This window comes from Microbacterium sp. Root322, from assembly GCF_001425645.1.
GTDB classification, from domain to species: domain Bacteria; phylum Actinomycetota; class Actinomycetes; order Actinomycetales; family Microbacteriaceae; genus Microbacterium; species Microbacterium maritypicum.
In genome coordinates this window covers 469208-481687 of the sequence record NZ_LMCS01000003.1, presented here as the reverse complement: position 1 = coordinate 481687, position 12480 = coordinate 469208, and the positions used below count along the sequence as shown (strand labels likewise).

13 protein-coding genes are annotated in these 12480 nt (G+C 68.5%); 4 read left to right on the top strand and 9 right to left on the bottom strand.

Features of this window, described 5'->3' with window-relative positions; genetic code table 11:
• Positions 1–8 precede the first annotated feature (8 nt).
• The 6 genes from ASC55_RS14640 to ASC55_RS14615 form a co-directional block, all read right to left on the bottom strand.
• On the bottom strand, positions 9–1346 hold the full coding sequence (locus tag ASC55_RS14640) for a purine-cytosine permease family protein (RefSeq protein ID WP_055877025.1): 1338 nt from the start codon (positions 1344–1346) through the stop codon (positions 9–11).
• A gap of 223 nt (positions 1347–1569) precedes the next feature.
• A complete protein-coding gene (thrC, locus tag ASC55_RS14635; protein WP_055877022.1) occupies positions 1570–2973 on the bottom strand; it encodes a threonine synthase in 1404 nt (467 codons plus the stop codon).
• 88 nt (positions 2974–3061) lie between these two features.
• Positions 3062–3568, bottom strand: coding sequence for a methylated-DNA--[protein]-cysteine S-methyltransferase (locus tag ASC55_RS14630; RefSeq protein ID WP_055877019.1), 507 nt, complete (start codon positions 3566–3568; stop codon positions 3062–3064).
• A 55-nt stretch (positions 3569–3623) separates the two neighbouring features.
• On the bottom strand, positions 3624–4388 hold the full coding sequence (erm, locus tag ASC55_RS14625) for a 23S ribosomal RNA methyltransferase Erm (RefSeq protein WP_055877016.1): 765 nt from the start codon (positions 4386–4388) through the stop codon (positions 3624–3626).
• A 223-nt stretch (positions 4389–4611) separates the two neighbouring features.
• On the bottom strand, positions 4612–5214 hold the full coding sequence (locus ASC55_RS14620; protein ID WP_017828078.1) for a response regulator transcription factor: 603 nt from the start codon (positions 5212–5214) through the stop codon (positions 4612–4614).
• Positions 5211–6410, bottom strand: a complete 1200-nt coding sequence (locus ASC55_RS14615; protein WP_055877014.1) for a sensor histidine kinase — start codon at positions 6408–6410, stop codon at positions 5211–5213. The genes ASC55_RS14620 and ASC55_RS14615 overlap by 4 nt, the downstream gene beginning before the upstream one ends.
• Before the next feature lie 155 nt (positions 6411–6565).
• On the opposite strand from ASC55_RS14615, the gene ASC55_RS14610 reads away from it, so the two are divergent.
• The 4 genes from ASC55_RS14610 (at position 6566) to ASC55_RS14595 (ending at position 9113) form a co-directional block, all read left to right on the top strand.
• Positions 6566–7114 (top strand): hypothetical protein, encoded by a 549-nt coding sequence (locus ASC55_RS14610; RefSeq protein ID WP_055877011.1) that lies wholly within the window; start codon positions 6566–6568, stop codon positions 7112–7114.
• A 63-nt stretch (positions 7115–7177) separates the two neighbouring features.
• Positions 7178–7513 carry an ArsR/SmtB family transcription factor gene (locus ASC55_RS14605; protein WP_017828075.1) on the top strand — a complete coding sequence of 112 codons (336 nt, stop codon included), beginning with the start codon at positions 7178–7180 and terminating at the stop codon, positions 7511–7513.
• The gene (locus tag ASC55_RS14600; RefSeq protein ID WP_055877008.1) at positions 7513–8172 is read left to right on the top strand and encodes a cation diffusion facilitator family transporter; all 660 of its coding nucleotides are present in this window, start codon (positions 7513–7515) and stop codon (positions 8170–8172) included. The genes ASC55_RS14605 and ASC55_RS14600 overlap by 1 nt, the downstream gene beginning before the upstream one ends.
• Before the next feature lie 35 nt (positions 8173–8207).
• Positions 8208–9113 (top strand): SDR family NAD(P)-dependent oxidoreductase, encoded by a 906-nt coding sequence (locus tag ASC55_RS14595; protein WP_055877006.1) that lies wholly within the window; start codon positions 8208–8210, stop codon positions 9111–9113.
• A gap of 43 nt (positions 9114–9156) precedes the next feature.
• Here the strand turns inward: ASC55_RS14595 and ASC55_RS14590 are convergent, their stop codons facing one another.
• From ASC55_RS14590 to ASC55_RS14580, 3 genes are all read right to left on the bottom strand, one after another.
• Entirely contained in the window at positions 9157–10437 is a 1281-nt protein-coding gene (locus ASC55_RS14590; RefSeq protein WP_055877003.1) for a hemolysin family protein, read from the bottom strand.
• A gap of 94 nt (positions 10438–10531) precedes the next feature.
• Positions 10532–11551: a TerC family protein gene (locus tag ASC55_RS14585; protein WP_055877000.1), complete on the bottom strand. Its 1020-nt coding sequence runs from the start codon at positions 11549–11551 to the stop codon at positions 10532–10534.
• A 203-nt stretch (positions 11552–11754) separates the two neighbouring features.
• Complete coding sequence (locus ASC55_RS14580) at positions 11755–12408, bottom strand: GntR family transcriptional regulator (protein ID WP_055876997.1); 654 nt, start codon at positions 12406–12408, stop codon at positions 11755–11757.
• Positions 12409–12480 lie beyond the last annotated feature (72 nt).

The window sequence follows — 12480 nt, the reverse complement described above, 5'->3', positions numbered from 1 at the left end:
CGGGCGGCTCAGGCCGTCGCTGCTTGTTCGACCGGGGTCGCCTGCCGCGTCGTCGCCACTCCGACGCCGCGGACCCAGCCGAGCTTTCCTGCCACGATGTACAGCACCATCGACAGGAAGAGGCTGAGCAGCGATGGGATGCCCCAGGTGACGAAGTAGCCGACCAGCGCGGAGACCAGCCAGACGACGATCGTCGCGGGGACGATGCGCGGCGCGGTCGCCGGGAGAGTGCCGGCCTCGCGGGTGGCGTCCAGATCAGGACGCCAGCGGCGTACCACGTAGTACTCGGCGACCATGATGCCGGCGATCGGCGGGAACGCGACACTCAACACGATCAGGAACTCGGTGAACTGTCCGAGGATGCCGACCGCGGCGAGGATGGATCCGACGACGCCCAGCACGATCGTCGTGGTGACGCGGTGCAGGTTCTTGCCGAATGCGGTGGAGATGAAGTTCACCAGGCCCAAGGTCGAGGAGTACAGGTTCCAGTCGTTGATCTTCAGCGTGCCGGTGAGCACGATGAACAAGCCGATGAAGCCGACCGACGACGTGACGATCGCGACGATGTCTCCGGTGGCGGCAGCGTGGGCCAACAGTACGCCGGCGAGTCCGATCACGAATTCGCCGAGCGAGACACCGAGCACGGTCTGCTTGACGACGTCGGCGCGCGAGCGGTTGAAGCGGGTCATGTCACCCGTGATGATCGCACCGACGATGAGGCCGCCAGCGACGATGCCGGTTCCAGCCCACACGCTCATGGTCGGACCGGGCGCGGGCCCCGTGAGCAGCTCACCGATGTCGTGCCGGCTCAGCTCGGTGATGACCGACCAACCGACCAGGATCAGGAACAGCGGCACGGTGATGTTCGCGAGCCACTGCATCCCGACGAATCCGAAGGCCACGATCGCGGTGACCGCGAGGCCGAAGATGAGGCTCCAGGCCCACACGGGCAGCGCACCGGGCATGAGGGCGTCCAGCGACTGCGCGGAGATCGCCGACTGGATTCCGAACCAGCCGATCAGGCTGATGCCGATCGCGAGCCCGACCAGCGAGGCTCCGATCTCACCGAAGCCGGTCCAGCGCGCCAAGAGCGCGGTGTTGAGTCCCTCCCGCTGCCCGATGAACCCGACCACGCACATGATCACCTCGAGGATGAGCGAACCGAAGAGGAAGGCGAGGACGGCCTCGCCGAAAGTCATGCTGTAGCCGAGGGTCGCGCCGAGGAGGAACTGCGAGAGGGCCGAGACCTGTCCGAATCGCTGCACGGCGATTCCGAACCAGGGCTTTCGGGCCTCGGGAGTCACTCGGGAGAGCGCGAAGTCGTCTGCGTGCGCCGTGCGTGCCATGAGGATCCTTCGGGAGGAGGGAACGGGTTGTGCGCCACAGTAGCGACGCTTCCCACACAGCCGACATGTGCATATCGCACGAGGATCGCCATCGGATGTGCTGATCGCACATCCGCACCGCTTCCGCGACCGGGCGAGACCTCGCGTCAACGACGAGACCCACTCGCGCCGACGCCGGCGGGAGTGGGTCTCGATTCGAAGCGTGGGTCTGGCGACCGCGGAATCAGTGCAGCGCGTTCGTCTGGATGAAGGCGCGGAGCGCGTGCTCGTCGTCGGCCATCTCGGTCACATGCTGCGGGGCATCGAGCATCTCCTGCAGCTCCGGCGCATAGCCGAGCTCGACGCCGATGGCCTCGTGGATGGTCTCGGCGAACTTCTCCGGCTTGGCGGTCTCGAGCACCAGCATCGGTACGCCGGGCTCGACATACTCGCGCGCGACCTTGACGCCGTCGGCCGTGTGCGGGTCGATGACCTCACCGGTCGTCTCGTACACCGAGCGGATGGTCGCCAGTCGGTCCTCGTGGGTCGACGTGCCGCTGACGATGCCGAACTCCTCGAGGAAGCGCTCCTGCTCGGAGGAGAAGTCGAAATACCCCTGCGCTTCGAGATCGTCCCACGCGCCGACGACGCGGGCAGGATCACGGTCGACCAGCTCGAAGATGAAGCGCTCGAGGTTCGATGCCTTGGAGATGTCCATCGACGGGCTGGAGGTCGCGAGCGTCTGGGCCGCGCTGCGCGGGCGGTAGACGCCGGTGCGGAAGAACTCGTCCAGCACGTTGTTCTCGTTCGCGGCGAGCACGAGGCGACGGATCGGCAGCCCCATCTGCTTGGCGAAGAACCCGGAGAGGATGTTGCCGAAGTTCCCGGAGGGCACGGTGAACGACAGCTCGGTCCAGCCGCCGGCATCCGTGGCGCGCAGCCAGGCCCAGAAGTAGTAGACGGTCTGCGCCGTGATGCGCGCCAGGTTGATCGAGTTCACCGCGCCGAGGTGCTGCGCGCGCTTGAAGTCGAGGTCTCCCGCGAGCTTTTTGACCAGGTTCTGGCAGTCGTCGAAGACCCCTTCGACCGCGATGTTGTGCACGTTCGCGTCGTCGAGCGAGAACATCTGCGCCCGCTGGAATGCGCTCATGCGCCCCTGCGGCGACAGCATGAACACGGCGACGCGCTCCTTGCCGCGCAGGGCGTGCTCGGCCGCCGAGCCGGTGTCTCCCGAGGTGGCGCCGAGGATGTTGAGCACGGAGTCGTTGCGCTCCAGCGTGTATTCGAGCACCTGGCCGAGGAACTGCATGGCCATGTCCTTGAACGCGAGGGTGGGGCCTTCGGACAGACCGACCAGAGTCAGGTCGTCATCGATCGCCCGCAGCGGCACCACACCGTCGGGGAAGTCGGCGTAGGCCGCATCCGTCATCCGCGCCAGGTCCGCGCGCGGGATGTCGGTCGCGAACAGACCGAGCACCTCGGTCGCGAGCTGCGGGTAGGTCAGCGCACGCCAGCGCTCGAGCGTCTCGCCGTCGACGGTCGGCATGACCTCGGGCACAGCCAGGCCGCCGTCGGGCGCAAGGCCCTCCAGCAGCGTCTCGCTGAACGACTGCGGCTGCATGCCGCCGCGGGTGGAGATGAACTGCACGTTGGCTCCTCGGCTCGGGACTCGGCCCGTCCATTCTCGCAGGGTGTTCGCTTCCGAGATGACGCGATGACGGATGCCCGGCGTCGGCTCAGAACAGAGAAGTCGGCAGAGCCCCTTCATGCTCCAGCAGCCAGCGCTTGGTCTCGAGTCCCCGCCCCTCGTCACCGCCGGAGTATCCGCCGAGTCCGTCACCCGCGACGACCCGATGGCAGGGCACGATCAGCGGAACGGGATTCGCGCCCATGATCGATCCGATGCCCCTGGCCGGCACCTCCGTGCCGCTGCGCGCCGCGAGTCCGCCGTACGTGATGGTCTCGCCCTGCCCGACCGTCTCGTGGAGGGCCGTGAGCACCGCCCTCGTCGCCGCGGTCTGCTCGCCGAGGTCGATGGGAACGTCGAAGCGTCGCAGTGTGCCGTCGAAGTAGGCGGCGAGCTGAGCCAGCGCTTCGACGAGCAGGGGATCGGCGGCGGGGTCCGGCGGGACGACTCCACCCTCGGGCGGGGTCGACCGCCACATGACGCGGGTGATCGCCGCACCGTCGCTGACCACGCCGATGACACCGACGGGAGTCGAGAGCGTTCCGAAGGCCGACATGCGTCGAGGCTACCTCCGACTCCCGACTCCCGACTCCCGCCCCCGGCCAGCTGTGTCACCCTCGAGCGACCTGATGCCAGAGCGCTGCCCAGTCCTGCGGACGGAGATCGCGCGGAAGGCGACGCTCCCCCGCGCCGGAGTCCGCCACCGCACGTCGCGCCCGCGGCATCGAGATGCGAGCGGCTGTCGCCACGATCGCGGGGAGACCGCCTCCCCGCCCCGTGAACATGGCCCGGACGAACGCGTCGTACGCCCGTCGGTCGGCGTCCGGCACGAGGGGTGAACCACGACGGGTGATCGCGAGCAGACCGCCGTCCACGCTCGGCTGCGGCGAGAACCCCCACGCCGGCACCCGGCCCTCGAGGGAGAACTCGAACCACGGCGCCGATTGCGCGGTCATCATCGTGCCTCCGCCGACGCCTGCCCGCTTGCGCGCCACCTCCCATTGCGTCAGGAGTACCGCGTCATTCCAACGCCCGCTCGACAGCAGCCGCCGGAGGATCGGCGTCGTCAGGTGGAAGGGGATGTTGCCGACGACGACCTCGGCATCGAACGGGTGCCGCGTGGCATCGGCGACCTCGACGCGCACTCCGGGCAGCGCCCTGCGCAGTCGGTGCACGCGGTGCTCGTCGACGTCGATCGCGGTGAGCGGCCTGCCCAGTTGCGCGAGTGCGCGGGTCAGCGCGCCGTCACCGCAGCCCAGTTCCAGGATCGAGCCGGAGGTGCAACCGACGAGGGTGGAGAGGCGGGCGAGGGTCGGACGGTGGGTGAGGAAGTTCTGGCCGAGTTCGTGACGGCCGCCATGGATTGAACGAGGCATGAGTGCGCTCCAGAAGAAGAATCGGAGCACCCCGAAGGAGGGAGGACGCGGAGAGCGTCAGTGAGGACTGCCCGTCCCGAGGTGCGATGACATCTCGGTGGACGGCGCGCAGATGCGTGCGAAGAGCGAGCGCGCCGTCAGGCGCGGCGGTCGCGTGCGACGAAGGTGCGCCCCATCATGGGCGCAGCGCATATTGTTCCCATGTCCGTCAGCCTATCGGCCGTCAGATCCAGCCGCGTTCCTCGGCGATGAGCACGGCCTGCTGACGTGTGCCGACCGAGAGCTTCCCGAGGATGACGGAGATGTGGTTGCGCACGGTCCCGGGAGCGAGCGAGAGTGCCCGCGCGATCTGCCCGGTCGTCTCTCCACGACGGCCCGCCCGCAGCACGTCGAGCTCGCGATCCGTCAGCGGCGAGCGCTCATCGCTCAGAGCGTCCGCAGCGATCTCCGGATCGACGTAGCGGGCTCCGGCCGCGACGCGGCGGATGACCGCTGCGACCTCGTCCGCTCCGCGAGACTTCGGCAGGAAGCCTGCCACCCCGGAAGCCAGGGCACGGCGCAGCACCCCCGGACGCGCATGACGGGTGACGACCACGCAACGCGTCGCGATCGCCCTGTTCACCTTCTCGGCCACCTGCACGCCGTCGAGGCCCGGCATCTCCAGGTCGAGCAGACACACGTCGGGCCGTAGCCGCAGCGCCTCGGCGACCGCCTGCTCGCCGTCGGCGCACTCTGCGACGACGTCGATGTCGGGCTCCAGCCGCAGCAGGGCCGCGAGGGCCGAGCGGATCATCCCTTCGTCATCGGCGAGCAGAACCCGGATCATCGCGCCTCCTCCGAGGTCGAGGGCACGGTCACGACCACGACGAACTCATCCCCATCGCGCCGCACGTCGAGGGAGCCGTGCGCCTCCTCGATCCGCCGACGCACGCCCTCGAGACCCGAGCCGTCATGTTCGATCTCGGCGCCGACCGCCACGTCGTTCGCGATCTCGTAGCGCCACGCATCGGCGGTCCGGGTCAGCAAGAGGCGCGCATGCACCCCGCCGCCGTGCCGCAGGACGTTCGTGGTCGTCTCCCGGATGACGGGTCCGAGAGCCGACGCCGGCGCCGCATCGGCATCCGCATCGATCGCGGCATCCACCTGCAGTCCGGCCGCGGTCAGCAGATCACGGGCGTTGGCCAGTTCGTCTCCGAGCGGGACAGAGCGGAACCGCATCGCGAGGTCTCTGGTGCCCTGGCGCGCCTCGTCGACGCTGATCCGCGCCGCGTGCAGCTGCTGCATCCCCGCCTCCGGGTCGTCCGGCAGCAGACGCTCGGCGAGTTCCAGCTGCAACGCGACGACCTGGAGATGGTGCCCTTGCAGGTCGTGCACATCGGTCGCCACGCGCAGGCGCTCCTGGGTCGCGGCGAGGCGGGCCTCGGACGCCCTGGCGCGGTCGAGGGTCACCAGCACATCCCACCACCACAGCGAGCTCACGCTCATTCCGGGCAGCATCGCCCCGTAGATGACCGGCATCCACCAGGGAAGCCCGATGCCCACCCCGCTCGTCGCCGAATCGACCAGGGCGAGCGCGATCAGGAGGAAGGTCGCCGCGGCGACGACCCGCACCCGCACGCCGCGAGGCCAGCTCAGCAAGACGAAGAACTGCACCACGGGCATGGCGGCGAGTTGCCAGCTGCCGACGAGGAGACCAGCCGTCACGCCGTAGCCCACCGCGACGACGAACGGCACGGCCAGCCGCCCCCAGGCGACGCCGGGTTCCGCATCGAGGCGGTGGCGATAGTCCAGGAGCAGCATCAGCGTCGACGCGCACCAGAGCAGACCACCGAGACCGATGAACAGCAGGATGCCTCCGCTCACATCGACTGCGGCGGCGATGCCCGTCCACGCTCCGACGAGCATCAGCTCGATGAACAGCACGGCCGTCACCGTGTACCACCAGGTCGCGGTGATGCCGCGCGCGAGCTGACGGGAGCCTGGCGCGGGTGCGGTGGCGAGGGCGGAGGGAACGCGGGTCACGCTCCCACGATAGGACCGTGACAGTTGTCACGGTCCTATCGTGCGATCCGCCCGGGAAGCGGTGACGGGCCGACACTGCCGCGGGTGGGCGTGCTCGGCTGGACTGGAGTCATCGCGGCGGAGACTCCGTTCGCACCGACAACCGGGAGCATCCCATGAACCTCATCGAGAACTTCCAGAACCTGGTGGCTCAGGTCCCCGAGCTCGTGCAGCCGCTCATCGTCGCCCTCGCCGGCGCGGTCCCCTTCATCGAGGGCGAGGGCGCGGTGAGCATCGGCATCCTCGGCGGCATCTCCCCGGTGATCGCCGCGATCGCCGCGATCGTGGGCAACTTCCTCTGCGTCCTGGTGGTGGTGCTGGTGAGCTCGGGAGCGCGCCAGGCCGTCGTGAACCGTTCGCGCGCCAAGACCGCAGCGCTCGCGGGTGCCGGCGGGGGCACGGTCGAGGAGCCGGCCGCAGAGGTCTCGGACACGGGCCGTGGAAGCGCCCGACGCGAGAAGTTCCAGCGGGCTTTCGAACGCTACGGCGTGCCGGGGGTCAGCCTGCTCGGACCGCTCCTGCTGCCGACGCAGTTCACCGCGACGATGCTCGCCGCGTCCGGCATCGGCAGGGCGCGCATCCTGTTCTGGCAGGCGGTGGCGATCATCGGATGGACCACCGTCGTCGCCGTCATCGTCGGAAGCGCGGTGTACGCCATCCGCTGATCCGTCACGGAAGAGCTGAATTCAAGATCTCTTGAATTCAGCCTTTTCTGTACAGTGGGGTGCGTGACCACCGCTCTCGCCTCGCTCACCCACACTGCCGCCGTCGCCCGACTCGGGCACGCGCTCTCGGATCCCACCCGCGCCGGAGTTCTGCTCGCACTGCGCGAAGCGCCCCGCTATCCCGCCGACCTCGCCGACGCCCTCGGCGTCTCACGCCAGGCGATGTCGAACCACCTCGCGTGCCTGCGCGGATGCGGACTCGTCGAGAGCGTCCCCGACGGTCGACGCAGCAGCTATCGGCTCGCGGACCGCCACCTCGCACCGGCCCTCGACATGCTCATGCGCGTCATGCTCATCGTCGAGCCGGACTGCTGCGCGGGCGACGGCTGCACCTGCTGATGACCACGTCCACCGCATCGCGACGCGACATCCTGCACCGCCGCATCCGTCTGATCGTCGGCGTCACCATCGGCTACAACCTGATCGAGGCGGTCATCGCGATCGGTGCGGGATCCGTCGCGTCATCGGCAGCCCTCATCGGCTTCGGCCTCGACTCGACGATCGAGGTCCTCTCCGCGGCCGCCGTCGCCTGGCAGTTCACCCGCCGCGACCCCGAGCGCTGGGAGAAGCCGACGCTGCGTGTGATCGCCGTGGCATTCTTCGCCCTCGCGATCTACGTCACGACGACGTCCGTGACGGCTCTCGTCACCGCCGAACGCCCGGAGCACAGCACGATCGGCATCCTCCTGACTGCCGTCAGCGTCGTCGTCATGCCCTTCCTGTCGTTCGCCGAGCGCCGCGCGGGTCGCGAGCTCGGCTCGGCCACGGCGGTCGCCGACTCGAAGCAGACACTCCTCTGCGCGTATCTCTCCGCCGCGGTGCTGGTCGGCCTGGTCGCCAACTCCCTGCTCGGATGGTGGTGGGCCGATGCGGTCGCCGGGCTCGTGATCGCCGCGTTCGCGGTGCGCGAGGGCATCGAGGCGTGGAAGGGTGACGCCTGCGCGACCTCGGTCGGCATGCTCCTCGAAGACGACGACCAGCACGAGAGCGACCGCTGAGTCTGGGCAGCACAACCTGCGCCTAGGTTGGGGAGATGGATGCCACTCCCCCACCACCCGGAGATCTGCTCGGACGTACGGTGCTGGTCACCGGCGCGAACGCGGGCATCGGCTACTGGTGCGCGGAGCAGCTCGCCACCCGAGGGGCGCGCGTGCTGCTGGGGTGCCGCTCCCCCGAGCGCGCCCGGACCGCGGTCACCGCGATCCGGGGTCAGGTGCCCGGCGCCGACGTGCGCGTGCTGTCGCTCGACCTCGGCTCCCTCGACAGCGTGGCCAGGGCGGCCGCAGAGGTGGACGAGAAGCTCGACGCGGTCATCGGCAACGCCGGGGTGAAGGCTGCCGATCGGTCGGCGCGCACGAGCGACGGATTCGACCTCATGGTGGGCACCAACTTCCTCGGCCACTTCGCCCTCGTCGCACAGCTCGAGCCGCTCCTCTCACCGGATGCGCGTGTGGTCGCCGTCGGCTCGATCGCCCATCGCTTCGCGCACCTCGATCCCGACACCCTCGACGACCCGTGGAGCGGCCCCTCACTCCGCCAGTACGGACGATCGAAGGCGTCCTTGATGGCCTTCGCGTTCGAGCTGGCGCGACGCTGGTCCGGTTCCTCGCGCTCTGCGGTGTGCGCGCACCCCGGCTACGCGGTCGATCCGCTCACCCCGACGCGTGCGGGTCTCGCCCCGGTGTCCGGCTTCATCCGCGCCCTGGCCGCACCGACGCGCGTGCTCGTGCAGGGCAAGGACGGCGGCGCGCTGCCGATCGTGCACGCGGCCACGGCGGCCGATGTGGCCGGCGGGGACTACTGGGGTCCTGGCGGACTGCTCGAGTTCCGCGGGGCGCCGGCACGGGTGGCAGCCTCCGACGAGGTGCGCTCCGCGGACATCGGGTCGGCTCTGTGGTCGGCGGCGGAGAGCATCACCGGGGTGCGCTTCCCGACCTGATCCCGGTCGGGACCGAGAGCGTCGCCGCCGCCGACTTTCGGGCTCAGGCCTCCGGTTCGACGACCGGTTCGGTCACGACTCGCACCCGGGCGATGCGTCGTCGATCGAGCTCCGCGACCTGGATCGTGGCGCCCGGCACCTCCACGACGTCGCCGACGACGGCGAGACGCCCCAGCTGCTCCGTCACGAATCCGGCGATCGTGTCGGACGAACCGCGCGGCATCGACAACCCGGTGAGCTCCTCGAAGTCCTGCAGGTTGAGTCGTCCGTCGATGCCGTCGTCAGCCGAGATGAAGACCTCGGCGTCGTACTCGTCGAAGATCTCACCGACGACCTCCTCCACGAGGTCTTCCAGAGTGACCAGGCCGTCGGTCCCGCCGTACTCGTCGACGACCACCGCGATGTGGTGCCCCTCTGCGCGCATGCGGGTCAGAGTCGGCAGCACACGTGCGGTCGAGGGGATGTAGGGGATGTCGCGCATGAGCGCGCTCAGCGGACGCGTCGGATCGTCGGACGCGGCCTCGAAGAGATCGCGCACGTGCACGAACCCGGTGATGTCGTCGATCGAGGTCTCCGAGACGGGGTAGCGCGAGAACGGAAGGTCGCGCACCTGCGCCATCACCTCGCCGACGCTCGCAGCCTCGTCGAGGGCGACGACCTCGGGCCGCGGTCGCATGACCTCGCTGACCTGGCGCCCGCGGAGGGACAGCACGTCGTCGAGGATGCGCCGTTCGTCATCGGGCAGCCCCTGATGGCTGGCCACGATGTCGCGCACCTCCTCATCCGTCATCTCGTCGCTGGTCTTGTGCGGATCGCCGCCGAGCAGCCGGACGAGGGCGTTCGTGGACACCGACAGCAACCAGATCACCGGGCGCATGACCGTCGCGAACCCGTTGAGTGCGGGAGCGACCGCGTAGGCGAACTGCGCATTGCGCTGGATCGCGAGGCGCTTCGGCACGAGCTCGCCGAGCACCAGCGACAGATAGGCGATAACGAGGGTGAGCACGAGCGTGGCGACCGTGAGCGCGAGAGCAGGGGCGAGGCCCCAAGACTCCAGCACCGGTGCCAGCGAGGGGGCGATCGATGTCGCACCGTACGCCGCCGAGGCGAACCCGGCGACGGTCACACCGATCTGCACCGCCGACAGGAAGGTGTTGGGGTTGCGGGCGAGGGCGGCGACCTTCGCCCCGCGGCGCCCGCGCTGACCGATGGCGTTGATCTGGCTCTCGCGCAGCGTGACCAGCGCCATCTCCGTCGCAGCGAAGACACCGCCGATCAGCACGAACGCGAAGACGAGGGCGATGTTCCAGAGCAGGTCGCCCATCAGAGGGCCGCCTCGCCTGTGGTGGGGTGAGCGCCCGGGATGAACCGGGCGCTCGTACTGTCAGAGTCCGAAGAGTCAGAACAGCGCTGCGCGCTCAAGAGTGCTCCTTGTCGTTGCGGGTGGTGGTGTCGGCGCCGGCCGGAACGGAATCCGGTGCCCGACGCGTCTTGAGAAGGCTGGCCACGGTCGCGATCGTGATGGTGGCGGCGATGAACAGCAGCGAGAACCAGATCGGGATCTCGGGAGCCCACAGCATCGGCTCGCCGCCGTTGATGAACGGAAGCTCGTTGACGTGCATCGCGTGCAGCACGAGCTTGACGCCGATGAAGGCGAGGATGACCGCGAGCCCCTGAGCCAGGTAGACGAGGCGCTCGAGCAGTCCGCCGATGAGGAAGTACAGCTGGCGCAGACCCATCAGCGCGAAGGCGTTCGCCGTGAAGACGATGTAGGCCTGGTCGGTGAGACCGTAAATCGCAGGGATCGAGTCGACGGCGAACACCAGGTCGATGAACCCGATCGCGATGATCGTGAGGAGCATCGGCGTGACGAAGCGCTTGCCGTTCTTCACCACGGTGAGGCGGTCGCCGTTGTACTCGTCGCTGACGGGGAGGTGACGGCGCACGAACGTCATGAATCGTCCGTTGGCCGGGTTGCTCTCGTGGTTGCTGAATGCCTGACGGTAGGCGAGCACGAGCAGGAGTGCACCGAACAGGTAGAAGATCCACGAGAAGTTCTCGATGAGCGTCGCGCCGACGGCGATGAAGATGCCGCGGAGGATCAGCGCGATGACGATGCCGATCATCAGCACCTTCTGCTGGTACTTCTTCGGCACGGCGAAGCCGGTCATGACGATGAGGAACACGAAGAGGTTGTCGATCGACAGCGCCTTCTCGGTCAGATACCCGGCGAAGTACTCCCCACCGAACGTCCATCCGGAGAAGACGCCGATGCCGACGCCGAACAGCAGCGCGAGGCTGATGTAGAAGATCGACCAGCGCGCCGACTCCGCGATCGTCGGCTCGTGCGGGGTGCGCACGTGGGCGAAGAACTCGTAGACGAAGAAGGCGATCGTGATCGCGATCGTGATGACCCAGATCAGCGGCGTGATATCCAAATGAGGGCTCCAGACTCGGGGTACGACAGTACCGCCAAAGTCTTCTCCATTCCATGAGACATGGAACCGGTGGCCCGGGATGCGACATGCATCCGTAATGACGACCCCACCGTGTCGGAGTACTCCCCTTGGGATCTCCCAGATTAGGAGAAGTCCCTCTGCGATTCCTGTGGATCTGCCGAAAGTGCCATGCAGGCGGTCCGCTACTCCGGGGCGTCGGAGGGGGTGAGGTCCTGCTCCTCGGCGCGATCGATGATGGCGGGGAGCGCGTCATCGAAGAAGGCGACCAGGACGGCGCGGGTCTTGCTCGCATCGCGCTCGAGGATCGCCTCTCGGAGGGAGACGACGAAGGCACCGACGACATCCCAGTCGAACGCGTCCTTCGCATGCTGGCTGAACCGACGGATCTGCGGCCCGAGGCGGTCGATGACGACGGCGCGCGAGGCGTTGCCCTCGATGCGCGCGAAACCCGTCGCGGTCGCACGAAGTGCGATCCCGAAGCCGACGACGTCGCGGTCCTTCACCGCTGTCGACATCTCCCCGGCGAGCTCGGCGAGGTACGCGGTGTCGTCGTCCTGGATCCGAGGCATCACATGACGCACCGCGCCGATCCAGATGTCGCCGAAGAGGTCGACGGCATTGCGGACCTGATCCAGATCGATCGGCGCGACCCGGGTGTAGCGGTTGCGCTGCATCTCGACGAGGCCGTGGTCGGCCAGGCGGTCGAGGGCATGGCGGATCGGGGTCTTCGAGGTGCCGAGGCGTTCCGCGAGCTCGTAGTCGCGCAGCCGCTCTCCCGGACGCAGCTCGCCGCTGATGATCGCTTCCTGCAACCGGTTGTACGCTTCATCGCTCATCGACCTGCGTTCGAGGGGTCCACCTGAGAGTGCCACCGCTTAGTCCTCCACTCGAGCACGTCGACGCAGTAA

What these genes read in the sequence shown, in the direction of transcription:
- ASC55_RS14640 (WP_055877025.1), bottom strand. Translation starts at nt 1,346, where the DNA reads ATGGCACGCACGGCGCACGCAGACGACTTCGCGCTCTCCCGAGTGACT.
- ASC55_RS14630 (WP_055877019.1), bottom strand. Translation starts at nt 3,568, where the DNA reads ATGTCGGCCTTCGGAACGCTCTCGACTCCCGTCGGTGTCATCGGCGTG.
- erm (WP_055877016.1), bottom strand. Translation starts at nt 4,388, where the DNA reads ATGCCTCGTTCAATCCATGGCGGCCGTCACGAACTCGGCCAGAACTTC.
- ASC55_RS14620 (WP_017828078.1), bottom strand. Translation starts at nt 5,214, where the DNA reads ATGATCCGGGTTCTGCTCGCCGATGACGAAGGGATGATCCGCTCGGCC.
- ASC55_RS14610 (WP_055877011.1), top strand. Translation starts at nt 6,566, where the DNA reads ATGAACCTCATCGAGAACTTCCAGAACCTGGTGGCTCAGGTCCCCGAG.
- ASC55_RS14600 (WP_055877008.1), top strand. Translation starts at nt 7,513, where the DNA reads ATGACCACGTCCACCGCATCGCGACGCGACATCCTGCACCGCCGCATC.
- ASC55_RS14595 (WP_055877006.1), top strand. Translation starts at nt 8,208, where the DNA reads ATGGATGCCACTCCCCCACCACCCGGAGATCTGCTCGGACGTACGGTG.
- ASC55_RS14590 (WP_055877003.1), bottom strand. Translation starts at nt 10,437, where the DNA reads ATGGGCGACCTGCTCTGGAACATCGCCCTCGTCTTCGCGTTCGTGCTG.
- ASC55_RS14580 (WP_055876997.1), bottom strand. Translation starts at nt 12,408, where the DNA reads ATGAGCGATGAAGCGTACAACCGGTTGCAGGAAGCGATCATCAGCGGC.